22 protein-coding genes and 1 pseudogene are annotated in these 26,694 nt (G+C 70.2%); 20 read left to right on the top strand and 3 right to left on the bottom strand.

From position 1 onward, the window contains the following. Positions 1–543: 543 nt before the first annotated feature. The 14 genes from MPE_RS08620 to MPE_RS08555 all read left to right on the top strand — a co-directional run bounded on the left by MPE_RS08620 (position 544) and on the right by MPE_RS08555 (position 18,575). Positions 544–1,989 (top strand): IS1182 family transposase, encoded by a 1,446-nt coding sequence (locus tag MPE_RS08620; RefSeq protein WP_011829309.1) that lies wholly within the window; start codon positions 544–546, stop codon positions 1,987–1,989. A gap of 523 nt (positions 1,990–2,512) precedes the next feature. Beyond that, the gene (locus MPE_RS08615) at positions 2,513–3,823 is read left to right on the top strand and encodes an MFS transporter (RefSeq protein WP_011829308.1); all 1,311 of its coding nucleotides are present in this window, start codon (positions 2,513–2,515) and stop codon (positions 3,821–3,823) included. Between the two features lie 27 nt (positions 3,824–3,850). After that, positions 3,851–5,509, top strand: a complete 1,659-nt coding sequence (locus MPE_RS08610) for an MFS transporter (protein ID WP_011829307.1) — start codon at positions 3,851–3,853, stop codon at positions 5,507–5,509. Positions 5,510–5,537: 28 nt separating this feature from the next. After that, complete coding sequence (locus MPE_RS08605) at positions 5,538–6,914, top strand: MFS transporter (protein WP_011829306.1); 1,377 nt, start codon at positions 5,538–5,540, stop codon at positions 6,912–6,914. A gap of 49 nt (positions 6,915–6,963) precedes the next feature. Continuing rightward, positions 6,964–10,770 carry a nitrate reductase subunit alpha gene (locus tag MPE_RS08600; protein WP_011829305.1) on the top strand — a complete coding sequence of 1,269 codons (3,807 nt, stop codon included), beginning with the start codon at positions 6,964–6,966 and terminating at the stop codon, positions 10,768–10,770. Positions 10,771–10,802: 32 nt separating this feature from the next. Further along, positions 10,803–12,335 carry a nitrate reductase subunit beta gene (narH, locus tag MPE_RS08595; protein WP_011829304.1) on the top strand — a complete coding sequence of 511 codons (1,533 nt, stop codon included), beginning with the start codon at positions 10,803–10,805 and terminating at the stop codon, positions 12,333–12,335. A 2-nt stretch (positions 12,336–12,337) separates the two neighbouring features. Beyond that, positions 12,338–13,039, top strand: a complete 702-nt coding sequence (narJ, locus tag MPE_RS08590) for a nitrate reductase molybdenum cofactor assembly chaperone (protein ID WP_011829303.1) — start codon at positions 12,338–12,340, stop codon at positions 13,037–13,039. A gap of 24 nt (positions 13,040–13,063) precedes the next feature. Next, a complete protein-coding gene (narI, locus tag MPE_RS08585; protein WP_011829302.1) occupies positions 13,064–13,783 on the top strand; it encodes a respiratory nitrate reductase subunit gamma in 720 nt (239 codons plus the stop codon). Next, positions 13,780–14,574, top strand: a complete 795-nt coding sequence (locus tag MPE_RS08580; RefSeq protein WP_011829301.1) for a peptidylprolyl isomerase — start codon at positions 13,780–13,782, stop codon at positions 14,572–14,574. The genes narI and MPE_RS08580 overlap by 4 nt, the downstream gene beginning before the upstream one ends. A gap of 13 nt (positions 14,575–14,587) precedes the next feature. Next, complete coding sequence (locus MPE_RS08575; protein WP_011829300.1) at positions 14,588–15,274, top strand: carbonic anhydrase; 687 nt, start codon at positions 14,588–14,590, stop codon at positions 15,272–15,274. Beyond that, complete coding sequence (locus MPE_RS08570) at positions 15,271–16,572, top strand: NnrS family protein (protein WP_011829299.1); 1,302 nt, start codon at positions 15,271–15,273, stop codon at positions 16,570–16,572. Before MPE_RS08575 ends, MPE_RS08570 begins: the two co-directional genes overlap by 4 nt. 77 nt (positions 16,573–16,649) lie before the next feature. Then, positions 16,650–16,955 (top strand): DUF2249 domain-containing protein, encoded by a 306-nt coding sequence (locus MPE_RS08565; protein WP_041929604.1) that lies wholly within the window; start codon positions 16,650–16,652, stop codon positions 16,953–16,955. Beyond that, a complete protein-coding gene (locus MPE_RS08560) occupies positions 16,952–17,299 on the top strand; it encodes a metal-sulfur cluster assembly factor (protein ID WP_011829298.1) in 348 nt (115 codons plus the stop codon). The genes MPE_RS08565 and MPE_RS08560 overlap by 4 nt, the downstream gene beginning before the upstream one ends. Next, positions 17,271–18,575: a DUF8744 domain-containing protein gene (locus tag MPE_RS08555; RefSeq protein WP_011829297.1), complete on the top strand. Its 1,305-nt coding sequence runs from the start codon at positions 17,271–17,273 to the stop codon at positions 18,573–18,575. Before MPE_RS08560 ends, MPE_RS08555 begins: the two co-directional genes overlap by 29 nt. Positions 18,576–18,617: 42 nt before the next feature. On the opposite strand, the gene MPE_RS08550 is transcribed toward MPE_RS08555, so the two are convergent. Further along, positions 18,618–18,953: a cupin domain-containing protein gene (locus MPE_RS08550; protein WP_011829296.1), complete on the bottom strand. Its 336-nt coding sequence runs from the start codon at positions 18,951–18,953 to the stop codon at positions 18,618–18,620. A 151-nt stretch (positions 18,954–19,104) separates the two neighbouring features. Here MPE_RS08550 and MPE_RS08545 point away from each other — a divergent pair, with 151 nt between their 5' ends. Both MPE_RS08545 and MPE_RS08540 read left to right on the top strand, forming a co-directional pair. Then, complete coding sequence (locus MPE_RS08545; protein ID WP_049820787.1) at positions 19,105–19,668, top strand: hemerythrin domain-containing protein; 564 nt, start codon at positions 19,105–19,107, stop codon at positions 19,666–19,668. Between the two features lie 181 nt (positions 19,669–19,849). After that, the gene (locus MPE_RS08540) at positions 19,850–21,409 is read left to right on the top strand and encodes a methyl-accepting chemotaxis protein (protein ID WP_041930037.1); all 1,560 of its coding nucleotides are present in this window, start codon (positions 19,850–19,852) and stop codon (positions 21,407–21,409) included. 85 nt (positions 21,410–21,494) lie between these two features. On the opposite strand, the gene MPE_RS08535 is transcribed toward MPE_RS08540, so the two are convergent. Beyond that, on the bottom strand, positions 21,495–21,914 hold the full coding sequence (locus tag MPE_RS08535; protein WP_011829293.1) for a hypothetical protein: 420 nt from the start codon (positions 21,912–21,914) through the stop codon (positions 21,495–21,497). Between the two features lie 247 nt (positions 21,915–22,161). On the opposite strand from MPE_RS08535, the pseudogene MPE_RS08530 reads away from it, so the two are divergent. From MPE_RS08530 to MPE_RS08515, 4 genes and pseudogenes are all read left to right on the top strand, one after another. Next, positions 22,162–23,916: pseudogene (locus MPE_RS08530) on the top strand (ribonucleoside triphosphate reductase). Then, complete coding sequence (gene nrdD / locus MPE_RS08525) at positions 23,913–24,104, top strand: anaerobic ribonucleoside-triphosphate reductase (protein WP_011829292.1); 192 nt, start codon at positions 23,913–23,915, stop codon at positions 24,102–24,104. Before MPE_RS08530 ends, nrdD begins: the two are co-directional and overlap by 4 nt. Beyond that, positions 24,079–24,750 carry an anaerobic ribonucleoside-triphosphate reductase activating protein gene (locus MPE_RS08520; protein ID WP_011829291.1) on the top strand — a complete coding sequence of 224 codons (672 nt, stop codon included), beginning with the start codon at positions 24,079–24,081 and terminating at the stop codon, positions 24,748–24,750. The genes nrdD and MPE_RS08520 overlap by 26 nt, the downstream gene beginning before the upstream one ends. Positions 24,751–24,817: 67 nt before the next feature. Continuing rightward, the gene (locus MPE_RS08515) at positions 24,818–25,516 is read left to right on the top strand and encodes a Crp/Fnr family transcriptional regulator (protein WP_011829290.1); all 699 of its coding nucleotides are present in this window, start codon (positions 24,818–24,820) and stop codon (positions 25,514–25,516) included. 50 nt (positions 25,517–25,566) lie between these two features. On the opposite strand, the gene MPE_RS08510 is transcribed toward MPE_RS08515, so the two are convergent. Then, on the bottom strand, positions 25,567–26,589 hold the full coding sequence (locus tag MPE_RS08510; protein WP_011829289.1) for a hypothetical protein: 1,023 nt from the start codon (positions 26,587–26,589) through the stop codon (positions 25,567–25,569). Positions 26,590–26,694 lie beyond the last annotated feature (105 nt).

Here is a 26,694-nt window from a genome sequence, read left to right as displayed (position 1 = left end):
TTCCGGCGTCGTGGACGGCACCGATACGGTCAGCCGACCAAGCTGCCCGACCAAGCACAAACTCGGCGAAGGCATCCAAGGTGACGCCTCTGAAGACGGCGGCGCGTACGCGCCAGGTCAGTGCCACTCCGAGCGTTACCACCGAGAGGCCGTGGTTCGCCGCTGCCGACGGGTTTCACGTCAACGAGCGCGCATGCGCCCTGGTCTCAAGGAAGCTGCAGCCGTTGGGGTCGCCCTTCGCCGCGGGAATGACCGGTCTTCTGTTTAACCGCCGGCTGCTGTGGGTCGATAGTGCCAGTTCGCGGCCGCTCAGACCGGTCGTTCGACCGCCGAAGAGACCGTTGCGTCGTGCGGCTGAACGATCACGAAGCCGGAGCGGTCATTGGACGAGCCGATCCACGCAAGGCTGCTTCCGGCCAGAGCAGCCGCTCAAGCACCGAGCCTGAACGGCAGCACCCAGTCGAGGCTGTGTGAAAACCCGCTGCCAGATCGATGATTGCTTGCGTAGAGTGACGAGCCGACGCGGTTAGCGGAGGCTGCCAGATGGCCCGATTTGTTGAAGGTGGCGACCGGAACCAGGTTACGTTGTTGCCAGAGTGCCTTGACGACTTCGTCGCCGAGGACAACCCGGTCCGAGTGGTCGACGCATTCGTCAGCGAACTCGACTTACAGGCCTTGGGCTTCGATGGGCTGACGCCGGCATCGACGGGTCGACCCTCGTATCACCCAGCGGTACTGCTGAAGATCTATATCTACGGCTACCTCAACCGCATTCAATCCAGTCGGCGCCTGGAGCGGGAGTGTCAGCGCAATATTGAGCTGATGTGGTTGACAGGCAGGCTGGCTCCTGATTTCAAGACCGTCGCTGACTTCCGGCGCGGCAGCGGCAAAGGCATCCAGAACGCTTGCCGCCGATTCGTTGTCCTGTGTCGCGAACTGAAGCTCTTCTCGCAGGCCATCGTGGCCATCGACGGCAGCAAGTTCAAGGCGGTCAACAACCGGGACCGGAACTTCACGGAGGTGAAGATCGACCGATTCCAAGAGCAGGTTGCGCAGAGCATCCAGCGCTACCTGGACACGCTGGAGACTGCCGATCGCACGCAATCGGTCGGTGTGGAGGCCAAGACCGAGCGACTGCAGGAGAAGATCAAGAAGTTGCGCAAGCGCATGCGCGAACTCGATGGGCTCAGGGCGCAGTTGAAGTCCGAGCCAGACGAACAGCTGTCGTTGACTGATCCAGATGCGCGCTCCATGGCCACCAGTCGGCTGGGCTCGGGGATCGTGGGCTACAACGTCCAAGTAGCTGTAGACGCCAAGCACCATCTGATCGTTACGCACAACGTGACCAACGACAGCAGCGACAGGTCGCAGCTCAGCGCGATGGCGCTGGCGGCGCGCGGTGCGATGGGCAAGATCAGGCTGCACGCCCATGCCGATCGTGGCTACTACAACAGCATCGAACTCAAGGCATGCGACGACGCTGGGATCCTGGCCTACGTTCCGAAGTCAATGACATCCAATGCTAAGGCTGAGGGACGATTTGATAAGTCTGACTTCATCTACATCGCCCGCGATGATGAGTACCAATGTCCTGCCGGGCAGCGCGCCATTCACCGCTACACGCGCGATGAGCGCGGCCTGGAGATCCGTCGCTACTGGAGCAGCGCGTGCCCGCAATGCCCGATCAAGGCGCAGTGCACGACAGGTGACTACAGGCGTATCTCCCGCTGGGAACACGAGGCGGTGCTTGAAAAGGTGCAGCGACGACTGGATAGCCGGCCAACCGCTATGGCGGTTCGAAAGCGGACTGTTGAGCATGTGTTCGGAACACTGAAACACTGGATGGGCTCAGCGCACTTCCTGACCCGGAGACTGCCCAACGTTGCGACAGAAATGAGCCTTCACGTACTGGCTTACAACCTCAAGCGTGTAATGAGCATCCTTGGTATTGCCAAAACGCTGAAGGCCATGAAGCTGGTGGGCGCGTAGGCGCCTTGTTATGCGAAATGGCGGGCCGTAGACCCGTCAAGACCTCCAAACGCGGCATATAGCTCTGTAATGACTACTGTGGGCCAATGAACGCGCGTGCAGCGCCAGAAGCGCAACTCGTTCCGAAAGCGTCGACGACAGGAGTTCTCACACAGCCTCAGTCTTGAGTGGGCATAGGTGTGGGCCGTTCTCCACTTCCGCGCAACTGACCAGCGGGACCGGGATCAGCACAGCGGACCGAATGGCTGTTCGTACAGGTTAGGGCGGGCCCGTTGCCCGGCGGACTGAGAGACATCAGCGCTGCCCCCGCTGTAGCGCTTGGCTCACAGCCCCGAACTCGACCGCCCATACCGGCGTCTTGATCCACCTCAAAAAGCAGCCGCCCGCGGCTCCCCTCTAGTTCTTCAGAACTAGCCCCGCCGACCCCGACTACACCTTCTGCCGCAGCCCGCCAGTGCCGCTGGCGGATGGTGGGCCGGGCGCGCGAGGCTGACAGTGACGGCATTCCAGCCCGGAGCCCGTCATGGCCGCCGTCACCACCTCACCCTCGCCCAACGTCCCCTCGCGGAGCAGCAGCGCCACCACCTCTTCCAAGGCCTGGAGCGTGCTCATCGTCAGCACCCTGGCCTTCACCGTGTGCTTCATGGTGTGGATGATGTTTGGCGTCATCGGCATCCCACTGAAGAAGCAGCTGGGCCTGAACGCCACTGAGTTCGGCCTGCTCACGGCCACGCCGGTGCTCACGGGCTCGCTGATCCGCGTGCCGCTGGGCATCTGGACCGACCGCTACGGCGGCCGCATCGTGATGACGGTGCTGATGGCCATCACCGTGCCGCCGATCTTCCTGATGTCCTACGCCACGGCGTACTGGCACTTCCTGGTGATCGGCCTGTTTGTCGGCCTGGCCGGCGGCTCCTTCAGCGTCGGCACCCCCTACGTCGCGCGCTGGTTCCCGAAGGAAAAGAAGGGCATGGCGATGGGCGTGTACGGCGCTGGCAACTCGGGCAGCGCCGTCAACAAGTTCGTCGCTCCGGCCATCATCGCTGCGCTGGGCTGGGCGGCCGTGCCGCAGGTGTACGCCGCGATCATGGCCCTCACCGTCGTCGTGTTCTGGTTCTTCAGCCACCACGACCCCAAGCACGTGGTGCCCAGTGACACCAAGCTGTCGGACCAGCTCAAGCTGCTCAAGGACCCCGCGGTGCTCAAGTACTGCCAGTACTACAGCATCGTCTTCGGTGGCTACGTGGCGCTGGCGCTGTGGATGGTGCAGTACTACGTCGGCGAGTTCGGCCTGTCCATCACCACCGCGGCGCTGCTGGCCGCGTGCTTCAGCCTGCCCGGCGGCGTGCTGCGGGCCGTTGGCGGCGTGCTGTCCGACAAGTACGGCGCGCACAAGGTCACCTGGTGGGTGATGTGGGTGAGCTGGATCTGCCTGTTCCTGCTGAGCTACCCGCAGACGCAGTTCACGGTGCTCACCGTCAACGGCCCGAAGACCTTCGAGATCGGCCTGAACGTCGTCTGGTTCACCGTGCTGATGGCCGTGCTGGGCGTGGCCTGGGCCTTCGGCAAGGCCAGCGTCTTCAAGTACCTGGGCGACGAGTACCCGAACAACATCGGCGCGGTCAGCGGCATCGTGGGCCTGGCCGGCGGCCTGGGCGGCTTCGTCCTGCCCATCCTCTTCGGCGTGCTGATGGACCTCACCGGCATCCGCTCCAGCGCCTTCATGCTGATGTACGGCGTGGTCTGGGTGAGCCTGATCTGGATGTACTGGACCGAGGTGCGCCGCACCCCGGTGATGGGCCGCGACGCCCCCGTATTCAAGCTCGCGGACTGAACCCCGGTGCCGCGGCAGGAGAACACCATGACGACACGCACCGCCCCGGCGCCCGGCGCCGGCGCCACCCCCGGCCGCAGCGCCGACATCGCCGACTGGCGACCCGAGGACGAGGCCTTCTGGGCCAGCACGGGCAGCAAGGTGGCGTACCGCAACCTGTGGCTGTCCATTCCCGCCCTGCTCTGCGGCTTTGCCGTCTGGGGCATGTGGGGAATCATCACCGTGCAGATGCTCAACCTGGGCTTTCCGTTCACCCAGGCCGAGCTGTTCACGCTCACCGCCATCGCTGGCATCGCGGGTGCCACCATGCGCATCCCGGCGAGCTTCCTCATCCGCCTGGCCGGTGGCCGCAACACCATCTTCCTGACCACCGCGATGCTGCTGGCGCCGGCCATCGGCACCGGCATCGCGCTGCAGCACCCGGAGTGGCCGCTGTGGGTGTTCCAGCTGATGGCGCTGTGGAGCGGCGTGGGCGGCGGCAACTTCGCCAGCTCGATGAGCAACATCAGCACCTTCTTCCCGAAGCGGCTGCAGGGCACGGCGCTGGGGCTCAACGCGGGGCTGGGCAACTTCGGCGTCACGACCATGCAGATCGTCATCCCGCTGGTGATGACGCTGCCGCTGCTCGGCGCCTTCGGCGGCGAGCCCATGACACTGGTGAAGGACAGCGGCTGGATCTTCGGCAAGATTGCCGCCGGCACGCCGACGTGGATCCAGAACGCGGGCTTCGCCTGGGTGCTGTCGCTGGTGCCGCTCTCCATCCTGTGCTGGTGGGGCATGAACAACCTGAAGACGGTGTCGCCCAACACGGGCTCTCCGATCACCGCCTTCGCGAAGATCACCTACCTCTACACGCTGGCCTTCGTGCCCGCGATCTTCATGCTCTGGCTCTACCTGCCGGCACCCACCGGCCTGGGCGTGCTGAGCATGTGGGTGGCCATCCCGCTGGACATCGTGCTCGCACTGGCGGTGATGCGCCTGGCGGCCTTCGGCGAGATGAAGGAAGGCGTGAAGAAGCAGTTCGCGATCTTCCGCGACAAGCACACCTGGAGCCTGACGGCCCTGTACATCGTCACCTTCGGCTCCTTCATCGGCTTCTCGATGGCGCTGCCGCTGGCCATCACGGTGATCTTCGGCTTCCAGCACGTGCCGGGCGCCGATGGCGTGATGACTCACACGCTGAAGAACCCGAACGCCCCGTCGGCGCTGACCTACGCGTGGATCGGCCCCTTCGTGGGTGCTGCGGTGCGGCCGCTGGGCGGCTGGATCTCCGACAAGTTCGGCGGCTCCATCGTCACGCAGATCATCACCGTGCTCATGGCCGCGGGCGCGGTGGGCGTGGGCTACGTGATGAGCCTGGCCTACGCCTCGGCCACGCCGGAGCATTACTTCCCGCTGTTCCTGGGGCTGTTCATGCTGCTGTTCTTTGCCAGCGGCATCGGCAACGGCAGCACCTTCCGCACCATCGGCGTGATCTTCGACCGCGCCCAGGCCGGCCCCGTGCTGGGCTGGACTTCGGCGGTGGCCGCCTACGGCGCCTTCGTGGCCCCGGTGCTGATCGGCCAGCAGATCAAGGCCGGCACACCGCAGACCGCGTTCTATGGCTTCGCGGTGTTCTACGCGCTGTGCCTCGTCATCAACTGGTGGTTCTACCTGCGCGCGGGCGCGTACGTGAAGAACCCCTGAGCCCACGATTCCGCCACCCGTTCACGCCATGTCGGCCTCGCACCTGATCACGCACTGGAACCCGGAGGACGCCACGTTCTGGCGCCTCCAGGGCCGTCGTGTGGCCGAGCGCAACCTGTGGCTGTCGACGCTGGCCCTGGTGCTGGCCTTCGGGGTGTGGATGCTGTGGTCGGTGGTGGTGGTGCACCTGCCGGCGGCGGGTTTTCGCTTCACCACCAACCAGCTGTTCTGGCTGACCGCGCTGCCCGCGCTCAGCGGGGCCACGCTGCGCGTGGTCTACGCCTTCGCCGTGCCCACCTTCGGCGGCCGCCGGTTCACGGCCTTGTCCACCGCCAGCCTGCTGCTGCCCACGCTGGGCCTGGCCTGGGCGGTGCAGGACGCCGCCACGCCCTACGAGGTGTTCGTGGCGCTGGCCCTGCTGGCCGGCCTGGGCGGCGGCCACTTCGCCAGCGCCATGGCCCACGTGAGCGCCTTCTTCCCGCGGCGTTCGCTGGGCTGGGCCCTGGGTGTGAGCGCCGGGCTTGGCCACCTGGGCGTGCCACTGGCGCAAGCGCTGGTGCCGGTGGTGGTGGGCACGGCGATGCTGGGCACCCTGGGCGGTGCGCCGCAGGCCGCGGCCGATGGCCACGCGCTGTGGCTGCAGAACGCCGGCTGGCTGTGGGTGCCGCTGATCGTGGCCTGCGCCGTGGGCTGCTGGTTCGGGCTCGACGACCTCGCCCCCGTGCGCGGCCGCTTCGGCGAGCAGGCCGTCGTCATCGCGCGGCGCCACAACTGGCTGCTGAGCTGGCTGTACCTGGGCAGCTTCGGCAGCTTCATCGGCTGGGCCGCGGCGCTGCCGCTGCTGCTGCAAAGCCGCCTGCCCGGCGCGGACCCGCTGCTGTGGGTGTGGGCCGGCCCTCTGCTGGGCGCTGTACTGCGGCCAGCGGGTGGGCTGCTGGCCGACCGCCTGGGCGCGGCCCGGGTCACCCTGCTGGCCTTCGTGGCACTGCTGGCCGCCACGCTGGTGGCTTTGGTGGCCATCGGTCAGCCGGGCCAGGCGGTGTCGCTGCCGCTGTTCGTGCCCGCGGCCATGGTGCTGTTCGCCGCCGCCGGGATCGGCAGCAGCAGCGTCTTCAAGATGATCCCGCTGGCCTACGCCGAAGACCACCAGCAGCGCCTGCTGCACGGCAAGGAGAGCGCCGACCAAGCTGCGGCCCGCGCCCTGCGCGAGGCCGGCGCCACGCTGGGCTTTGCCAGCGCCGTGGGCGCCTACGGCGGCTTCGTCATCCCCAAGGCACTGGGAACAGCCATCGCCACGGGCTCGGGCCCGGCACCGGCGCTGCAGCTGTTCGCCTTCTTCTACCTGTCCTGCATCGCGGTCACGTGGTGGCAGTACGGCCGCCCCTCGGCGGCCACGCCCTGCTGAGCGCCTCGATGCCCACCCCTTTGCCCGCGTTCACCTGAGGAACCTTCGCATGTCCCACTTTCTCGACCGCCTCACGCACTTCAAGCTGCCGCAGGAAGCCTTCTCGGGCGACCACGGCCGCACCACCGGCGAAGACCGCACCTGGGAAGACGCTTACCGCAACCGCTGGGCCCACGACAAGATCGTTCGCAGCACGCACGGCGTCAACTGCACGGGCAGCTGCAGCTGGAAGATCTACGTCAAGGGCGGCATCGTCACCTGGGAAACCCAGCAGACCGATTACCCGCGCACCCGCGCCGACCTGCCCAATCACGAGCCGCGTGGCTGCGCCCGCGGCGCCAGCTACAGCTGGTACCTCTACAGCGCCAACCGCGTGAAGTACCCGATGGTGCGCGGCCGCCTGCTCGAGGCCTGGCGCGCGGCGCTCAAGGTGAGCAAGACGCCGGTGGACGCCTGGACGCTGGTCGTGGAGAACGAAGCCACGCGCCGCGGCTACCAGAAGGTGCGCGGCATGGGCGGTTTCGTCCGCTCGAGCTGGGACGAGGTCAACCAGCTCATTGCCGCGGCCAACGTCTACACGATCAAGAAGTACGGCCCCGACCGTGTGATCGGCTTCAGCCCCATCCCGGCCATGAGCATGGTGAGCTACGCCGCGGGATCGCGCTATCTCTCGCTCATCGGCGGCGTCTGCATGAGCTTCTACGACTGGTACTGCGACCTGCCGCCGGCCAGCCCCCAGATCTGGGGCGAGCAGACCGACGTACCCGAGAGCGCCGATTGGTACAACAGCACCTACATCATCGCCTGGGGCAGCAACGTGCCGCAGACGCGCACGCCCGATGCGCACTTCTTCACCGAGGTGCGCTACAAGGGCGCCAAGACGGTGGCCGTCACGCCCGACTACGCCGAGGTCAGCAAGCTCGCCGACCTGTGGCTGCACCCCAAGCAGGGCACCGACGCGGCGCTGGCCATGGCCATGGGCCATGTGGCGCTGAAGGAGTTCTTCTTCGATCGACGCGCCGCCTACTTCGACGACTACGCGCGGCGCTACACCGACCTGCCGCTGCTGGTGCTGCTCGAAGAGAAGCGCCTGCCTGATGGGCGCACGGTGCTGGCCCCGGGGCGCTACCTGCGGGCCAGTGACTTCAACGGCAAGCTCGGCCAGACCAACAACCCCGACTGGAAGACGGTCGCCTTCGACACCGTCGGCAAGGCCGTGCTGCCCAATGGCTCCATCGGCTTCCGCTGGGGCGCCGAGGGCCGCGACGACGCTGGCAAGTGGAACCTCGAGGCCAAGGAGGCTCGCCATGACAGCGACGTGAAGCTCAAGCTCAGCGTGCTGGAAGACGGCGCGCAGGCGCACGAGGTCGTGGACGTGGCCTTCCCCTACTTCGCCGGCGCCGAGGTGCCGCACTTCACGCCCAGCCCGCAGGCCGGTGGCGAGCTCAACCAGGCCCGTGTCCCGGCCGTGCGCCTGCGCCTGGGCAAGGAAGGCGAGGAGCGCCACGCCCTGGTGGCCACGGTGTTCGACCTGCAGGCCGCGCAGTACGGCATCGACCGCGGCCTCGGCAGCGGTGCAAAGAGCTATGACGACGACGCCCCGTACACCCCCGCCTGGCAGGAGCGGATCACTGGCGTGCCGCGCGCCCAGGTGATCACCGTCGCCCGCGAGTTCGCGGCCAATGCCGAGAAGACACGGGGCAAGTCGATGGTGATCATCGGCGCGGCGATGAACCACTGGTACCACGCCGACATGAACTACCGCGGCGTCATCAACCTGCTGATGATGTGCGGCTGCATCGGCCAGAGCGGCGGCGGCTGGGCGCACTACGTGGGTCAGGAGAAGCTGCGCCCGCAGACCGGCTGGGTGCCGCTGGCCTTTGCCACCGACTGGATCCGCCCCCCTCGGCAGCAGAACAGCACCAGCTTCTTCTACGCCCACACCGACCAGTGGCGCTACGAGAAGCTGGGCGTCGAGAGCATCCTGAGCCCGCTGTTCAAGACCGAGGCCGACAAGGGCAAGTTTGGCGGCAGCCTGATCGACTACAACGTGCGCGCTGAGCGCATGGGCTGGCTCCCCAGCGCGCCGCAGCTCAAGACCAACCCGCTGCAGGTGGTGAAGGACGCCGCCGCCGCCGGCCAGGACGCCAAGGACTACGCCGTGCGCGCGCTGCAGGACGGCCGCCTGGAGATGAGCTGCGAGGACCCCGACGCGCCGCAGAACTGGCCACGAAACCTGTTCGTCTGGCGCAGCAATCTGCTAGGCAGCAGCGGCAAGGGCCACGAGTACTTTTGCAAGCACCTGCTGGGGACCGAGAACGGCGTGCAGGGCAAGGACCTCGGCCGCGACGACGCCAAGCCGCACGAGGTGAAGTGGCACGAGCACGCGCCCGAGGGCAAGCTCGACCTCGTGGTGACCCTCGACTTCCGCATGAGCACCACCTGCCTGTACAGCGACATCGTGCTGCCCACGGCCAGCTGGTACGAGAAGAACGACCTCAACACCAGCGACATGCACCCCTTCATCCACCCGCTGAGCGCGGCCGTGGATCCGGTGTGGCAGGCGCGCAGCGACTGGGAAATCTACAAGGGCTTCGCCAAGGCCTTCAGCGAGGTCTGCGTCGGCCACCTGGGCGTGGAGAAGGAACTGGTGCTGACGCCCATGCAGCACGACACGCCCGCCGAGCTGGCGCAGGGCTGGGACTTCAAGGAGTGGCGCAAGGGCGAGTGCGAGCTGATCCCCGGCAAGACGGCGCCGGTGATGACGGTGGTGGAGCGCGACTACCCTGGCGTCTTCAAGCGATTCACCTCGCTGGGCCCCTTGATGACCAAGGTCGGCAACGGCGGCAAGGGCATCGCCTGGAAGACCGAGGTCGAGGTCAAGCAGCTGGCTGAACTCAACGGCGTAGACGCCGAAGGCCGCCCGCGCATCGTGAGCGACATCGACGCCTGCGAGGTGATCCTTCAGCTCGCGCCCGAGACCAACGGCCACGTCGCCGTGAAGGCCTGGGAGGCCCTGGGCAAGATCACCGGCCGCGACCACACGCACCTGGCGCTGCACCGCGAGGACGAGAAGATCCGCTACCGCGACGTGCAGGCGCAGCCGCGCAAGATCATCAGCAGCCCCACGTGGAGCGGTCTGGAGAGCGAGAAGGTCTCGTACAACGCCGGCTACACCAACGTGCATGAGCTGATCCCCTGGCGAACCCTCACCGGGCGCCAGCAGTTCTACCAGGACCACCCCTGGATGGTGGCCTTCGGAGAGGGCTTCAGCAGCTACCGCCCGCCGGTGGACCTGAAGACCACGGCCGCGATGCTGGGCGCCAAGCCCAACGGGCAGAAGGAGGTGGTGCTGAACTTCATCACGCCGCACCAGAAGTGGGGCATCCACAGCACCTACAGCGACAACCTGATGATGCTGACGCTCAACCGCGGCGGCCCCGTCATCTGGCTGAGCGAAGAAGACGCCAAGGCCGCGGGCATTGCCGACAACGACTGGGTCGAGCTGTTCAACGTGAACGGCGCGATCTCGGCGCGGGCGGTGGTCAGCCAGCGCGTCAAGCCGGGCATGACCATGATGTACCACGCCCAGGAAAAGATCATCAACGCGCCAGGCTCGGAGATCACCGGCGTGCGCGGGGGCATCCACAACTCGGTGACGCGCATCGTCACCAAGCCCACGCACATGATCGGCGGCTACGCGCAGTACAGCTACGGCTTCAACTACTACGGAACCATCGGCACCAACCGCGACGAGTTCGTGGTGGTGCGCAAGATGGCCAAGGTGGACTGGCTGGACACCCCGGCCGACGACCACCTTGCTGCCGTGTACCAGGCCCAGGGCGAGAACCCCTGAGCACGCCGACCGCCACGAACAAGGAGATCGCGATGAAAGTACGTGCACAGATCGGCATGGTGCTCAACCTGGACAAGTGCATCGGCTGCCACACCTGCAGCGTGACCTGCAAGAACGTCTGGACCAGCCGCCCCGGCGTCGAGTACGCCTGGTTCAACAACGTCGAGACCAAGCCCGGCATCGGCTACCCCAAGGAATGGGAGAACCAGACCAAGTGGAACGGCGGCTGGGTGCGCAAGCCCGACGGCAAGCTGCAGCCCAGGCAGGGCGGCAAGTGGCAGCTGCTGATGAAGCTGTTCGCCAACCCCAACCTGCCCGAGATCGACGACTACTACGAGCCCTTCACCTTCGACTACGACCACCTGCAGTCGGCGCCGGAAATGAAGCATGCTCCCACCGCGCGGCCGCGCAGCCTGATCACGGGCCAGCGGATGGAGAAGATCGAGTGGGGCCCGAACTGGGAGGAGATCCTGGGCGGCGAGTTCAGCAAGCGCAGCGTCGACGCCAACCTCGACGGGTTTGAAGCAGCGCAGAAGGCCATGCTCGGCGAGTTCGAGAACACCTTCATGATGTACCTGCCGCGCCTGTGCGAGCACTGCCTGAACCCGGCCTGCGTGGCCAGCTGCCCCAGCGGCAGCATCTACAAGCGCGAGGAAGACGGCATCGTCCTCATCGACCAGGACAAGTGCCGCGGCTGGCGCATGTGCGTGAGCGGCTGCCCCTACAAGAAGATCTATTACAACTGGAAGAGCGGCAAGGCCGAGAAGTGCATCTTCTGCTACCCGCGGATCGAGGCCGGGCAACCCACGGTGTGCTCTGAAACCTGCGTCGGCCGCATCCGCTACCTGGGCGTGCTGCTGTACGACGCCGACCGCATCGCCGAGGCCGCGTCGGTGCCCAAGGACGCCGACCTGTACCAGGCGCAGCTCGACATCTTCCTCGACCCGAACGACCCGAAGGTGATCGCGCAGGCGCGCGCCGACGGCATCCCGGAAGCCTGGATGGACGCGGCGCGCAACAGCCCCGTCTACAAGATGGCGGTGGAGTGGAAGGTGGCCCTGCCGCTGCACCCCGAGTACCGCACGCTGCCGATGGTGTGGTACGTGCCGCCGCTGTCGCCGATCACCGCGGCGGCGCAGGCGGGGCACGTCGGCACGGTGGGCGAACTGCCCGACGTGCGCCAGCTGCGCATCCCCGTGAAGTACCTCGCCAACCTGCTGACGGCGGGCGACGAGGCCCCGGTGGTGCGCGCGCTCGAACGCATGCTGGCCATGCGCGCATTCATGCGCGGCCGCCACGTCGACGGTGCCGACAACAGCGCACCGCTGCAGCAGGCCGGCATCAGCCAGGCCACGGTGGAGGACATGTACAAGATCATGGCCATCGCGAACTACGAAGACCGCTTCGTCATCCCCACCACGCACCGCGAGTACGCTGAGAACGCCTTCAACGTGCGCGGCGGCTGCGGCTTCAGCTTCGGCAACGGCTGCAGCGAGGGCACCACCGAGACGAGTCTTTTCGGCAGCGAGAAGAAGCGCACCATTCCCATCAAGGCGGAGCTGTGACCATGGCCTTCTTCAACACCGCCCCGCGCCGCATGGCGCACACGCTGCGCGCCATCGCCTGGCTGCTGCGCTATCCCGACGACGAGCTGCGCGCGGCGCTGCCGGCCATCGCGCAGGCGCTGGTCGACGAAGGCGCGCTGCAGGGCCATCGCCTCACCGAGGTGCAGGCCTTGATCGAGCGGCTGATCAAGCTGCCGGCGCTGCGCACCGAGGCCGAGTACGTGGAGCTGTTCGACCGCGGCCGCCGCACCGCACTGCACCTGTTCGAGCACGTGCACGGCGACAGCCGCGACCGCGGCCCCGCGATGATCGACCTGGTGCAGACCTACGAGCGCGCCGGCCTGCTGCTCACCGACGGCGAACTGCCGGACCACCTGCCCGTGGTGCTGGAGTACGCGAGCACGCAGCCGCCCGAGGCGGCGCGCGAGTTCCTGCGCGAGCTGGCGCACATCGTGCGCGCCATCTTCACGGCCACGCTGGACCGCGGATCGCCCTACGCCAGCCTGCTGGCCGCCGTGCTGGAGCTGGCCGGCGAGCGCGCCGAGCGCGTGCAGTTGCCGCCCGAGCCCGAGCTGGACGAGGCCTGGGCGGAGCCCGAGGCCTTCGGCGGCTGCTCCACATCGGGTCAGTCGAGGCCCGACCAGCCGCAACCCATCCACATCCACCGCAAGGCCGCCGGTGATGCCGCGCGCCACGCGGCCTGAGCGCACGCCGAAGGACACCGCGCCATGAGCTCCCTCCACCACTTCCTCTTTGCGGTCTACCCGTACATCTGCCTGGCCGTCTTCCTGATGGGCAGCCTGGCCCGCTTCGACCGCGACCAGTACACCTGGAAAAGCGATTCCAGCCAGATGCTGCGCAAGGGCAACCTGGGCTGGGCCAGCGTGATGTTCCACGCCGGCATCCTGTTCCTGTTCTTCGGCCATGCGGTGGGCATGCTCACGCCCACCGCCGTCTACACGCTGTTCGTCACGCCGGCGCAGAAGCAGATGCTGGCCATCGTGGCCGGCGGCGTGGCCGGCGCCGTGTGCTTCATCGGCCTGAGCGGCCTGATCTGGCGCCGCATGACCGACCCGCGCATCCGCTACACCAGCCACCGCACGGACCTCGCCATCCTGTGGATCCTTTGGGTGCAGCTGAGCCTGGGCCTGGTGACGCTGCCCTTCTCGCTGGGCCACAGCGACGGCTCGATGATGCTGATCCTGTCGCACTGGGCGCAGGGCATCGTCACCTTCAACCCCGACGCCGCGGGCCTGGTGAACATGGCCTGGCCGTACCAGGTGCACATCGTGCTCGGGCTGACGATCTTCCTGCTGTTCCCCTTCAGCCGCCTGGTGCACGTGTGGAGCGGCTTCGGCAGCGTGAGCTACCTGCTGCGGCCCTACCAGCTGGTGCGTTCGCGGCGGCTCAACCTGCCGGCAGGCCACAACGGCGGGGTGCGTCGATGAACGCCGCCCTGCCTCACGTCAACGGCGTGGCACTCGCCACGGCCGCCGAAGGCACGCTGCCGGCCGACGAGCTGCGCCGCCGCGCCCACCAGGAGCTGCTGCGCCAGCAAGCCATGGCCCAGGGCCTGCTGGCCGCCGACGACCCCGCCCCGGTAGAGGGCGCGCCCAGCGAAGCCGCCAGCGAGGCCATCGAGGCCCTGCTCTCGCAGGCCCTGGCCGTGCCCGAGCCCGACGAGGCCACCTGCCGCCGCTGGCACGCCGCCAACCCGACTCGCTTTGCCCAGGGCGAGCGCGTGCGCGTGCGCCACATCCTGTTCGGCGTGACCGACGGCGTGGACATCACCAGGCTGCGCGCCCGCGCCGAGGCCTGCCTGGTGGAGCTGCGCAGCCGCAGCCGCAGCGAGATCGATGCGCCCGTGGCCGAGGGCGACCGTTTCGCCACCGCCGCCGCGCGCCTGAGCAACTGCCCCAGCGGCGAACACGGCGGCGAGCTCGGCTGGCTCGAGGCTGCGGACTGCGCGCCCGAGTTCGCCCGCGCCTTGTTTGGCCAGCCCGAGCTGGGCATGCTGCCGCGCCTGGTGCACACACGCTTCGGCCTGCACGTGGTGGAGGTGCTGCAACGCCAGAGCGGCCGCGTGCCCGGCTTCGAGGCCGTGCAGGCCTCGGTGCGCGCCGCGCTGCAGCGCCAGGCTTTTGCGACGGCGCTGCGCCAGCACCTGCAACGTCTGGCCGGCGAGGCCCACATCGAAGGCGTCGAGCTCGACGCCGCCGACTCGCCGTTGCTGCAGTAGCCCAGGGCCCGCCATGCCCGAAGACGACCTGCTGCAGCGCCTGCGCCGCTTCCACGACGACGCCTTCCCCACGCAGCGCAGCCTGTTCCGCCACCTGGTGGACGACGGCCAGCACCCGACCACGCTGTTCATCGGCTGCAGCGATTCGCGCATCGTGCCCTACCTTCTCACGGGCGCAGGCCCGGGCGAGCTGTTCCTGGTGCGCAACGTCGGCGCCTTCGTGCCGCCGCACGACCAGAGCCAGGGCTTCCACGGCACAGCCGCGGCCATCGAGTTCGCGGTGCTGAACCTGAACGTGCAGCGCATCGTGGTCTGCGGGCACACGCACTGCGGCGCCATCCGTGCGCTGTACGGCGAGGTGCCCGCCAGCGCTACCAACCTGCGCGCCTGGCTGGAACTGGGCCGCGAGGCCACGCTGCCCGTGGCAGACCCTGGGCCCGAGGCGCTGCGCCGCACCGAGCAGCGCGCCATCGTGCTGCAGCTCGAGCGGCTGATGGACTACCCCATGGTGCGCGAGCGGGTCGAGGCCGGGGTGCTCTCGCTGCACGGCTGGCACTACGTCATCGAGGACGGCGAGATCCACGTCTTCGACATCCAGCGCGGCGGCTTCGTGCCCGCCGGCCTGGCCGACAACGCCGGCACCGGGCCGTACCGCTTCTCGGAAGGCTTTGGTGCTGAGGGCATCCAGGAGCCCGTGTGATCCCGATCCGGCCGGCAGCCCACAGCAGCCCGACGCCACCGCCCAGCGCGGCGGCGGCCACGCCCTGGCGCTGGGCGCGGCTGGCCACGGCGCCGCATCGCCTGGCCTTCTTTGCCGGCGGCGTGGCGCTGGCGGCCACGGGGCTGTGGTGGGCGCTCATGCTGGCGCTGCGCCACGCGGGCATCGCCACGCCCTGGGCCGTGGTGCCACCGGTGGCGCACGGCCTGCTCATGGCGGTGGCGTTCAATCCGCTGTTCATGATCGGCTTCCTGTTCACGGCCGGCCCGCGCTGGCTGGGCCTGCCCGACGTGCCCGGCAGCAGCCTGGTGCGGGCCGTGCTGGCGTATGGCGCCGCGATGGCCGTGCTGCTGCTGGGCGTGCACCTGCACGCAGGGCTGGCCGCTGCGGGCCTGCTGGGCGCAGCGGCCGTGTGGACTCGGCTGCTGTGGCGGTTTGGGCGGCTGGTGCGCGCCAGCCGCGTGCCCGACACGCTGCACGCCCGCGCCATTGTGGCCACCAGCGCCCTGGGCGCGGCGGCCATGGGGGTGGCGGCACTGGCCCTGGCGGCGGGCCGTGTGGACATCGCCCGCGCGACCACGGCCGTCCTGCTGTGGGGCTTCGTGGCGCCGGTGTTCGCCATCGTGTCGCACCGCATGCTGCCCTTCTTCACCACCAGCGCCCTGCCGCTGCACCACGCCTGGCGGCCCGACGCGCTGCTGCAGTGGATGCTGGCCGCGCTGCTGGCCACCGCCAGCGGCTCCGCGGCCGAGGCGATGCTGGGCGTGCTGCCGGCCTGGGCACAGGCCCTGCTGCTGGCCGTGCAGGCCCCCACGGCGGTGCTCATGCTGTGGCTGGCGCTGCGCTGGGGCCTGGTGCAGAGCTTCGCGGTGCGGCTGCTGGCCATGCTGCACGCTGGCTTTGTGTGGCTGGGGATCACGTTTGCGCTGCTGGCCGTGGCCCGCGGGATGGCGCTGTGGCAGATCGGTCCCGGCTCGCTGGGCCTGGCGCCGCTGCATGCGCTGACGGTGGGCTTCCTGGGGGCTACGCTGCTGGCGATGATCACGCGCGTGGCCGCCGGCCACAGCGGCCGGCCGCTGGTGGCCGACGGGCCCGCGCTGCTGCTGTACGGCGCGGTGCAACTGGCGGCGGTGGCGCGTGTGCTGTCGGCGCTGTGGCCCGACGCGCCCGTGGCGCTGCTGCTGCTGGCCGCCTTTGCCTGGGCCGCGGCCGCGGTGGGCTGGGCGCTGCGCTACGGCCGCTGGATGGGCCGGCCGCGGGCCGACGGGCGGCCGGGCTGATTCTTGAACCGGGTCAAGGCAGGCCGGGCGCCGAGCGGGCTCAATGGGCGCGTTCCTCAATCCTGCCCTTGACCGCCATGTCCGACACCCTCATCGCCGAACCCCGCTCGATCGACGTGCGCACCGTGCCACCGCCGCAGCGCCACCCGTTGATCTTCGGCACCTTCGACGCACTCGCCCCGGGTGATGCGTTCGAGATCGTCAACGACCACGACCCGCTGCCGCTGTTCTTTCAGTTCGACCGCACGCGCACCGGCCAGTTCGACTGGCGTTACCTGCAGCAGGGGCCCGCCGTCTGGCAGGTGCGCATCGGCCGCGTGGCCGAGGGCCAGCCGTTGGGCGACACCAGCGGCTGCTGCGGCCACTGCCAGTGTTCGCCATGAACGCCCCCGCCACTTGGCCCCCCGCGCTGCGCGCCGCGCTGGAACGCGTGATCGACCCCGAGTCGGGCATCAACATCGTCGACATGGGGCTGGTGGAAGGCCTGCGCGACGACGCGGACGCCGTGGCGCTGGACCTCATCATGACCAGCGCCGCCTGCCCGATGGCGGGGCTGATCGCCGAGGACGCGGAGGCCGAGCTGCAAGCCGCCGTCGGCGCCGACCAGGCCGTGCAGGTGCAGGTGCTCGACGAGCCCGCCTGGCACCCCAGCCGGCTCAGCCCCGCGGCGCGGGAGCAGCTCGGTTGGGATCCCGAGAATGAGTACCACCCTGAACACGACCATTAGCCCGCCGCAGCGGGCAGCCGGCCGAGCGGGTGGCGTCGTCGTGAAGCCGGCCCTCGCCGCCCCGTCGCCACCACCGCGCCGCGGCCCCGCCTGGCAGCGCCTGCCCCTGCTGCTGCCCGGGTTGCTGGCGATGCTGTTCGGCCTGGCTGCCGGGCTGTGGCGTCTGGGCGCCTGGGTGCCCGAGGCCCCGCCGGCCGCGCTGGCCCGCGCCGCCGTCGGCCACGGGGCGCTGATGGTCTGCGGCTTCTTCGGTGTCGTCATTTCGCTTGAACGCGCCGTCGCCCTGGTCACGGCGCTGCCTCGACAGGCCGCTTGGCCGCGGCGCGCACTGCCCTACGCCATGCCGCTGCTGGCGGCCCTGGGCACAGCGGCCCAGCTGGCAGGCCTGGCCGTTGCCGCCGCCGCCCTGTGGCTGCTCGCCGCACTGGCCCTGCTGCTGGCCACGCTGGCCATCTGGCGCCGCCAGCCCGAGCCCGTCGTCAGCGTGCTGGCGCTGGCCGCCGCCGCCTGGGCTTGCGGCAACGCGCTGCTGCTGGCCAGTGCCAGCGTGGCCGCGGTGGTACCGTGGTGGCTGGCTTTCCTGGTGCTCACCATCGCGGGCGAGCGGCTGGAGCTCAGCCGCCTGGCCCCGCGCCCGCCGGGTGCGGCCGCCGGCTTTGCCGTGCTGATGGCCTCAGTGGCTCTGGCGCTGCTGGTGCACACCCTGGGCGTGCTGGCAGGCAACCCGGTGGCCCCGGATGCCCTGGCGCCGGGCTCGACGGCCACCGTCTGGGCCAAGGCCGGCGCCCGCGGCTTCGGCGCAGCCCTGCTGGGCCTGGCGATCTGGCTGTGGCGCCACGACCTCGCCCGCCGCACCGTGCGCCAGCGCGGCCTGCCCCGCTACGTGGCGCTGTGCCTGCTGGCTGGCTACGCCTGGCTGGGCCTAGCGGGCGGGCTGATGGCCACGCAGGGCCTGCAGCCCGGCACCGCCACCTGGGACGCCGCGCTGCATGCGCTGCTGCTGGGCTTCGTGTTCTCGATGGTCCTTGGCCACGCGCCCATCATCCTGCCGGCCGTGCTGCGTGTGGCCGTGCCGTTTGCGCCCCGGCTGTTTGCGCCGCTCGTGTTGCTGCACGCCTCGGTGGCGCTGCGCGTGGCCGGCGGCCTGGCCGGCAGCGCCGGCCTGCGGCAGGCGGGCGCCTGGCTGTCGGTGCTGGCCATCGCGGCCTTCATCGCCACGGTGATGTCGCTGGTGCGGCGGCGCAGCGCCTGCGACGGCCGCAGGGCCGCTGCCTAGGCCTCGCCGCACCCCAGGCGCCTGGCTCGCGAGCCCTGAGGTTCAGGCCGTGCGCGCGATGCACAGCGTCACCAGCGCCGACGCGTTCTCCAGCGCCAGCAGCGCGTGCGGCTCCTGGCGCGGCAGGTGGATCAGGTCGCCGGCCTGCATCACCTGGCGGCCCGCCGGCGTGTCGAAGGCGATGCGGCCTTCCAGGCACAAGACGGTGATCTCGCCCGGCGCGCGGTGCTCGGGCAGGCCGCGCCCGGCGGGCAGCACGATGCGCACGAGCTCCAGCTGCTCGGCCTTCAGGATGGCCGTGGTGCGGTGTTCGGCCAGGCGCTCGCCGTAGGGCGCGAGTCGCACGACCTCGCCGGGTCGGGCATGGGCTTGGGCCATCGGGCGGGCTCCTTTCGCGCGGTCGACGCGCCCTGATCCAGTTCAAGGCGGCGGGTACTGGGACACCTCAGCATCACGACGCCCTGTGCGGCCGATGCTCGCACAGCGCCCTGCCCACAGGCCCGAAGCCCCTACCCGCGACGACCACCCCATGAACATCCCCACCGCCCGCCCGATCGGCGCCCTTCCTCGCGCCGGTGCTGCGGCGGATGGCGATGCCCGAGCCCACGCCGGCGTGAGAGGTGCTCAAACCACCGGCGCGTCGCTGGCCGAGCACATCGTGGAGCGCTTCCACGAAGGCCATCGGCGCGACCTGGCGGCTCTGCAGGGCCTGCTCGCCGCCCTGCCACCCTCGCCGCCAGCCATGGCGATGGCGCGGCACCTGGCGGCCTTCGCCGCCGAGCTGGAGCGCCACATGTTCAAGGAGGAGATGCGCCTCTTCCCCATGATCGACCAAGGCGGCAACGCGCTGATCGGCGTGCTGATCGACGACATCACCCGCGAGCACGCCGCGCACGAAGCCACCGTGGCCACGCTGCGCGCGCTGCACCAGGCGCTGCTGCACGAGCCACCGGCGCCACCGGTCGCCACCACGGCGCCGCTCGGGGCGCTGCTCGAACGCTTTCTCACCGAGCTGGCCGAGCACGCCGCGCTCGAGGAGACGCAGCTGTTCGCGCCCTTCGCGGCGGCCCCGCGCCGGCCGCCGCCGGGCTGAGCCGCGACCCCGCCGCGCCGCTGTTTCTGCAGCACGTTTGCGCTCCATCAAGAACCCGCCGAACAGGCCGCCCGGAGCACTCAACACACCGGCCGGCAGGGCCGATACGTCCGGCATGCCGACACGGCGCCGCCGCGTCGCCAACGAATCAGAACCTGCCGCGCCCAAGGAGGGCGCCACCATGAACTGGATCCAGCGCCTGACCATCGCCCGCCGCATCGGCGTCGGCTTCGGCACCCTGCTCGTCCTGGCCGCCGTGATGGCCGGCCTGGCGCTGCTGGCCCTGCAACGCACCGGCGACGCCGTCGACCGCATCGTGCAGGGTGAATGGGTCAAGGCCGGCGCCGCCGCCAGCATCGACACGCTCACCCGCGCCAACGCCCGGCGCACGATGGAGCTGTTCTTCGTCGAGGGCTCCGCCGCCGCGGCCGTGCGCGAGCGCATCGCCGCCAACCGCCAGGGCATCGACGAGGCCATGGCCACGCTCGAGCGTCTGGTCACGCTGCCCGACGGGCGCGAGAAGCTGGCCGCGATGAAGACAGCGCGCGTGGCCTACGTGACCGCGTTCTCCGAGGTCGACCGCCTGCTCAAGGCCGGCCAGCGTGAGGCCGCCCAGGCGCAGCTGCTGGGCAGCACCCTGCCGGCGCTCGACGCGCTGCAGCAGCGCGTGCTGGACATGTCGCAGTTCCAGGCCCGGCTGGCCCGCGAGACGGGGGCCGAGGTCGCGGCCCGCATCCACCAGGCGCTGATCGGCCTGGGCGTGCTCGGCCTGGGCATGCTGGCGGCCGCGGCGGGGCTGGGCACCTGGCTGGCCCGCGCCATCGCGCGGCCCATCGAACAGGCCGTGGCCGTGGCCGAACGCGTGGCCTCGGGCGAGCTGGGCCATCGCCTGGAGTCCCGCCAGGGCGGCGAGCCCGGCCGCCTGATGCACGCCCTGGCGCAGATGGACCAGATCCTCACGCGGCTGGTGGGCCGCGTGCGCGAGGCCAGCGAGAGCATCGCCACGGGCTCGTCGCAGATCGCCACCGGCACCACCGACCTCTCGCAGCGCACCGAGGAGCAGGCCTCCAACCTGCAGCAGACCGCGGCCTCGATGGAGCAGCTGGCCGGCACCGTGCGCCACAGCGCCGACGCCGCGCGCAGCGCGTCCAGCCTCGCCCAGCAGGCGCGCGACGAGGCCGCGCAGGGTGGCGAGCTGATGCAGACCGTGGGCCAGACCATGCAGCGCATCAGCGAGGCCAGCCGCCGCATCGGCGAGATCAACGCCGTCATCGACGGCATCGCCTTCCAGACCAACATCCTGGCGCTCAACGCCGCGGTGGAAGCGGCGCGCGCCGGCGAGCACGGCCGCGGCTTCGCGGTGGTGGCGTCGGAGGTGCGGGCGCTGGCACAACGCAGCGCCGAGGCGGCGCGCTCGATCAAGGAGCTGGTGGCCGGCAGCGTGGAAAGCGTGAGCCACGGCCAGGCCAGCGTGGCGCAGGCCACGCAGCAGATCGACGCCATCGTGGCCCGCGTGCGCAGCGTGAGCGACACCGTGGCGCAGATCAGCGGCGCGGCCGACGAGCAGTCGCGCGGCATCGAGCAGGTCAACCAGGCGGTGACGCAGCTCGACCAGGTGACGCAACAGAACGCGGCGCTGGTAGAGGAGAGCGCCGCGGCCTCCGACAGCCTGAAGCACCAGGCCGAGCAGATGGTGGCGGCGGTGGGCGTGTTCCGGGTGGGTGCTGCGGTCGCGGCCTGAACACGGGCCTGAGCACGGGCCTGAACGGGGCCCCGTCTGGGGCCGGTGCAGTCTGCTCAGGCCCGGGGCGTGGCCGCCGGCGGCCTCAGCCGAAGTGCACCGGCTCGCCGACGGCGTCGAAGGCCAGGAAGCCCTCGATGCGGCCCTGCTTCACGGCGTCCACCATGCGCTGCAGGGCTTCGTCGGCGGCCCCGGGGCGATCGGCCATGGCGGCGACGAACACGATGTCCCAGGCCGGCCCGGCCTGGCGCGCCTCGGCCTGCAGCGCCGCGAACGAAGGCAGCTCGGCGGGCGACTTGTCCACGCACATCAGCGGCGCCAGTTCGCCGCCCTCGCCGGCCTCGAAGCGTGCGCGCTGGGCCGGCGTGGCGCCTTCGGGCAGCTCGGCACGGGTGAAGACGAAGAGCAGCCGCTGGGGCTGGGGCTGCTGGGTGGCGGCCTGCAGCAGGTCGGCGAAGCTGGCGATGTGCATCGGGGTGGGCAGGTCGAGGATCGGGAAGGCCATTGTTGCGGGCCTGAAGGCCTTCGGCGCAGCGTTGGCGCTGCAACCGGCCACGCCTGGGTTTGCGTTCGGTCAAGGCAGCGTCGTTCCGGGCTGCCGCGGGCCGCGCTCACGCTTGTGGACACTACCGGTAGTGTCTAAGGTGTCGCTCCACCACTACCGGTAGAGCCCGCCGATGTTCCCACCACGCCCCCCCGCCCTCGTCGCCAAGCGCGACGACCGCGTCGTTCCCCTCGAGGCCGCCGCGCAGCTGGTGCAGCAGCGCGATGCGCACAGGAGCCTGGTCGACGTGCAGGCCACGATGGACGAGTACCTGCAGCAGCGCGACTGGCGCATCCGCGCCAACGCCAACCAGGGCTACAGCCTAGGCGGGCTGATCCTCAACGTCAGCGGCAAGGTGGTGGCCAACCACTGGCTCGACCACGTCTATCCGCCGGTCGTCGGCCGCGCCCACCGCGAGGCCGACCTCCACATCCACGACCTCGACATGCTCAGCGGCTACTGCGCCGGCTGGAGCCTGCGCACGCTGCTGCACGAGGGCCTGAACGGCGTGCCGGGCAAGGTGGAGGCCGGGCCGCCGAAGCACCTGAGCAGCGCGGTGGGCCAGATCGTCAACTTCCTGGGCACGCTGCAGAACGAGTGGGCCGGTGCCCAGGCCTTCAGCAGCTTCGACACCTACCTGGCGCCCTTCGTGCGCAAGGACGCGCTGACGTACGAGCAGGTGCGCCAGTGCATCCAGGAGCTCATCTACAACCTCAACGTGCCCAGCCGCTGGGGCACGCAGACGCCGTTCACCAACCTCACCTTCGACTGGACCTGCCCCGACGACCTGAAGGAGCAGGTGCCGGTGATCGCCGGCGAGGAGCAGCCCTTCTGCTACGGCGATCTGCAGGCCGAGATGGACCTCATCAACCGCGCCTACATCGAGGTCATGAGCGCGGGCGACGCCAAGGGCCGCGTCTTCACCTTTCCCATCCCCACCTACAACATCACCAAGGGCTTCGACTGGCATTCGCCCAACGCCGAACGCCTGTTCGCGATGACGGCGCGCTACGGCCTGCCCTACTTCCAGAACTTCGTGAACAGCGACCTGGAGCCGCACATGGTGCGCAGCATGTGCTGCCGCCTGCAGCTCGACCTGCGCGAACTGCTCAAGCGCGGCAACGGCCTTTTCGGCAGCGCCGAGCAGACGGGCTCGGTGGGCGTGGTCACGGTCAACTGCGCGCGGCTGGGCTTCCTGCACGCGGGCGACGAACCCGCGCTGATGGCGCGGCTGGATGCGCTGCTGGAGCTGGGCCGGCAGAGCCTGGAGATCAAGCGCAAGTTCATCCAGCGGCTCATGGACCAGGGCCTGTTCCCGTACACCCGGCGCTACTTGGGCACGCTGCGCAACCACTTCAGCACGCTGGGCGTGAATGGCCTCAACGAGATGGTGCGCAACTTCAGCGGCGGCGCCGACGACATCACCACGCCCGCCGGCGAGGCGCTGGCCCTGCGGCTGCTGCACCGCGTGCGCGAGCGCATGGTGCAGTTCCAGGAGGAAACCGGCCACCTCTACAACCTGGAAGCCACGCCCGCCGAAGGCACGACCTACCGCTTTGCCAAGGAGGACCGCAAGCGCTTCCCCGGCATCCTGCAGGCCGGCACCGACGAGCACCCGTACTACACCAACAGCTCGCAGTTGCCGGTGGGCTTCACCGACGACCCCTTCGAGGCCCTGGCGCGGCAGGAGCCGCTGTAGCGCCTGTACACCGGCGGCACCGTGCTGCACCTGTACATGAGCGAGCCGCTGTCCAGCGCCGACGCCTGCCGCACGCTGGTGCGGCGCGCGCTCACGAACTTCCGCCTGCCCTACGTGACGGTGACGCCCACCTTCAGCATCTGCCCCAGACACGGCTACCTGGCCGGGCGCCACGAGTTCTGCCCGACCTGTGACGAGGAGCGGCTGGCGATGAAGCGCCAGGCCCTCGCGCCACAGCCCACCCCCGAAGGAGAAACCGCATGATGACCAGCACCCCGCCCAACCCCGAGACCCTCGAGCTGGCCGAGCACGAGCGCCAGCGCTGCGAGGTCTGGACGCGCGTGATGGGCTACCACCGCCCGGTGGCCAGCTTCAACACCGGCAAGCAGGGCGAGTTCCTCGAGCGCCGCCACTTCGAGGAGCGCCGTGCCGGCCTGCAGCCCACGCGCTGAGGGCGCCGCGGCGCTGCGCATCGGCGGCCTGCAACGCTTCACCAGCATCGACTACCCCGGCGCCCTGGCGGCCGTGGTGTTCGTGCAGGGCTGCGCCTGGCGTTGCGTGTACTGCCACAACCCGCAGCTGCAGGGCCGCCAGCCCGCCCCCGGCATCCCGCATTGGGCCGAGGTGCACGACTGGCTGCGCACGCGCCGCGGGCTGCTGGACGCGGTGGTCTTCAGCGGCGGCGAGCCCACGCTCGACCCCGCCCTGCCCGCCGCGCTGGATGCCGTGCGGGCCCTGGGCTTCCGCACCGGCCTGCACACCGCCGGCATGGCGCCGCGGCGGCTGCAGGCGGTGCTGCCATCGCTCGACTGGGTGGGCCTGGACATCAAGGCACCGCTGCACGACGGCGGCGCCCAGCACGACCGCATCACGGGCGTCCACGGCGCCGCCGGTGCGGTGGCGCGCAGCCTGGCGCTGCTGCTGCAGTCGGGCATGGCCGTGCAGTTGCGCACCACGGTGCACCCGCAGTGGATCTCGGCCGAGGAGCTGCAGACCCTGCGCCAGGAACTCGCCCGCGGCGGCGCGCCAGACACCGTGGTGCAGCCGGGCCAGCCCCCAACGCGGCCGAGCCTGGCCGCCGGCCTCGTCCGCCATTGAGGGCCGTCAAGGCGCAGACCCCGGGGCCGGCGCAGCATGCAGGCCTCATCTGCCGAGGCCACCACCCGTGCTCGAGACCCGCCGCTTCGACATCGTCCGCTACCTGGCGCGCCTGCCGCTCTTCAGCGACGCCGACGAACAGAGCCTGCAGAACCTGGGCGCCGGAAGCGTGCTGCGGCAGTTCGACCGCGGGCAGCTGGTGTTCCAGCAGGGCGACCCCTGCGAGCACTTCCACGTCATCGCCGGGGGCCAGGTCAAGCTGTTCGTGGCCTCGCCCACGGGCCAGGAAAAGATCGTCGAGATCATCGGCCCCGGCGGCAGCTTCGCCGAGGCGCTGATGTTCCTGGGCAAGCCCTGCATGGTGAGCGCGCAGGCGCTGGTGGACACGCTGCTGGTGTCGGTCAGCCGGCGCGCGGTGATGGCCGAGCTGGCGCGCGACCCGCAGCTGTCGCTGCGCATGCTGGCCGGCCTGTCCCGGCGCCTGCACGGCCTGGTGCAGGACGTTCAAGCCTATGCGCTGCAGAACGGCGTGCAGCGCGTCATCGGCTACCTGCTGAACCCGCGCGACGACGCGGCGGCGGCTGAGGGCGTACCGGGCACGGTTTCGCTGCCGGTGAGCAAGTCGGTGCTGGCCTCCCGCTTGAGCCTGACGCCGGAGTACTTCAGCCGGGTGCTGCGCGAACTGGAGGACGCGGGGTTGATCCGCGTCGACCGCCGCGACATCCACATCCTGGATGCTGGCCGCCTGGCGGCCTATCCCGGCTGATCGGCTGATCGGCTGATCGACGGGCTGGCGCCGCGCTGCCGCGGTGCCGCTCAGGCCCCCGCGGCGGCCGGCTCCACGGGCGCAAACAGCATCGGCTCCTGGCGCAGCCGGGTGCACCGCACCTGCATCACCCCGAGCAGGCCGCGACCCAGGCCCGCGTGGGCCAGCTGCTCGGCCAGGCGGGTGGGCGTGGCGCTGCCCGGCGCCACCAGCTGGGCCAGGGCAGCCAGCCCCGCCGGCGCAGCCCCCGCCGACACCGGTGCCGTGACCAGCCGGCCGACGCTGGCGTGGCCCGCGATCGCATCGCGCAACGCCGGCTCCAGGGCCGCCGACGTGTAGGCCGCGTGCCATTCGAGCACCGGGCCGTCGGGCACGGGCTCGGCAAAGCCCACGCCCGCGAGCTGCCCGCTGGTGCGCCAGCGCCGCAGCGCCTGCACGACCTCGCGTTCGCTGATACCGAGCCCGCGGCCCACGGCGCGGTAGGGGTGCGCCAGCATCGGCAAGCCACGCTCGCAGGCCGCTGCGAGCGCACGGGCCTGGCAAGGGCCCTCGCCGCGGCCGCAGCGGCAGCCCGTGGCGGCCGCGTCCGTGCCGGCGGGCGCGCTCGACCATGCGGCCCACGCCAGGGCAGGCGCCAGGCACTGCACGGCCTCGGCCTGCTGCTGCGCGGCTGCCGCATCGATGGCCGCCAGGTCCACCCATCCCAGAGGCGGCTGCCAGCCTGCCGCGGGCCCAGCCGGCGGGCCTTCCACCACGGCCCAGGCCATGGCGCCAGGCAGCGCCCGCAAACCCGCGGGCGGCTGCGCCAGCGGGCCGGGCCCGTGGGCCAGCAGCCGCACCGCCGCCGAGGCCAGGCCCGGCCGCCAGCGCGGGCGCAGGCCCGCCACCGCGCCTTCGGCCTGCAGCGCCTGGCAGTGCAGCAACAGCTCGCGCGGGCTGCCACCGTGGCGGCGCACCAGGGCCTGGAACGGCGAGGGCTCGATCGGGAAACCCGACCGCCCCTCGTGCAGCAAGGCCCGCCGCAGGCCCGCGCAGGCGCTGGGCGACGGGGTCGTGGGCGAGGGGCTGGCCATGGCATCTCTTTCCGGGCTCCGGGGCGGGAAGGGCATCGTCGGAGAGGCCTTCGGGAATGTCCTTGAACAGGATCAAGGGCTGCGGCACCCGGCTCGCCGCAGAAT

Origin of the sequence: Methylibium petroleiphilum PM1 (assembly GCF_000015725.1) — a bacterium.
Taxonomy (GTDB): Bacteria; Pseudomonadota; Gammaproteobacteria; order Burkholderiales; family Burkholderiaceae_C; genus Methylibium; species Methylibium petroleiphilum.
Note: the sequence above shows the minus strand (reverse complement) of the source record. Positions and strands in the feature narration are given on the sequence as shown.

Excerpts from the sequence above, each read along its gene's own strand:
- narI (WP_011829302.1), top strand. The coding sequence starts at position 13,064 with ATGAGCTCCCTCCACCACTTCCTCTTTGCGGTCTACCCGTACATCTGC.
- MPE_RS08535 (WP_011829293.1), bottom strand. The coding sequence starts at position 21,914 with ATGGCCTTCCCGATCCTCGACCTGCCCACCCCGATGCACATCGCCAGC.
- narJ (WP_011829303.1), top strand. The coding sequence starts at position 12,338 with ATGGCCTTCTTCAACACCGCCCCGCGCCGCATGGCGCACACGCTGCGC.
- MPE_RS08575 (WP_011829300.1), top strand. The coding sequence starts at position 14,588 with ATGCCCGAAGACGACCTGCTGCAGCGCCTGCGCCGCTTCCACGACGAC.
- MPE_RS08560 (WP_011829298.1), top strand. The coding sequence starts at position 16,952 with ATGAACGCCCCCGCCACTTGGCCCCCCGCGCTGCGCGCCGCGCTGGAA.
- MPE_RS08565 (WP_041929604.1), top strand. The coding sequence starts at position 16,650 with ATGTCCGACACCCTCATCGCCGAACCCCGCTCGATCGACGTGCGCACC.
- narH (WP_011829304.1), top strand. The coding sequence starts at position 10,803 with ATGAAAGTACGTGCACAGATCGGCATGGTGCTCAACCTGGACAAGTGC.
- MPE_RS08620 (WP_011829309.1), top strand. The coding sequence starts at position 544 with ATGGCCCGATTTGTTGAAGGTGGCGACCGGAACCAGGTTACGTTGTTG.
- MPE_RS08580 (WP_011829301.1), top strand. The coding sequence starts at position 13,780 with ATGAACGCCGCCCTGCCTCACGTCAACGGCGTGGCACTCGCCACGGCC.
- MPE_RS08610 (WP_011829307.1), top strand. The coding sequence starts at position 3,851 with ATGACGACACGCACCGCCCCGGCGCCCGGCGCCGGCGCCACCCCCGGC.
- MPE_RS08510 (WP_011829289.1), bottom strand. The coding sequence starts at position 26,589 with ATGGCCAGCCCCTCGCCCACGACCCCGTCGCCCAGCGCCTGCGCGGGC.
- MPE_RS08545 (WP_049820787.1), top strand. The coding sequence starts at position 19,105 with ATGAACATCCCCACCGCCCGCCCGATCGGCGCCCTTCCTCGCGCCGGT.
- MPE_RS08540 (WP_041930037.1), top strand. The coding sequence starts at position 19,850 with ATGAACTGGATCCAGCGCCTGACCATCGCCCGCCGCATCGGCGTCGGC.
- MPE_RS08605 (WP_011829306.1), top strand. The coding sequence starts at position 5,538 with ATGTCGGCCTCGCACCTGATCACGCACTGGAACCCGGAGGACGCCACG.
- MPE_RS08615 (WP_011829308.1), top strand. The coding sequence starts at position 2,513 with ATGGCCGCCGTCACCACCTCACCCTCGCCCAACGTCCCCTCGCGGAGC.
- MPE_RS08555 (WP_011829297.1), top strand. The coding sequence starts at position 17,271 with ATGAGTACCACCCTGAACACGACCATTAGCCCGCCGCAGCGGGCAGCC.
- nrdD (WP_011829292.1), top strand. The coding sequence starts at position 23,913 with ATGATGACCAGCACCCCGCCCAACCCCGAGACCCTCGAGCTGGCCGAG.
- MPE_RS08600 (WP_011829305.1), top strand. The coding sequence starts at position 6,964 with ATGTCCCACTTTCTCGACCGCCTCACGCACTTCAAGCTGCCGCAGGAA.
- MPE_RS08550 (WP_011829296.1), bottom strand. The coding sequence starts at position 18,953 with ATGGCCCAAGCCCATGCCCGACCCGGCGAGGTCGTGCGACTCGCGCCC.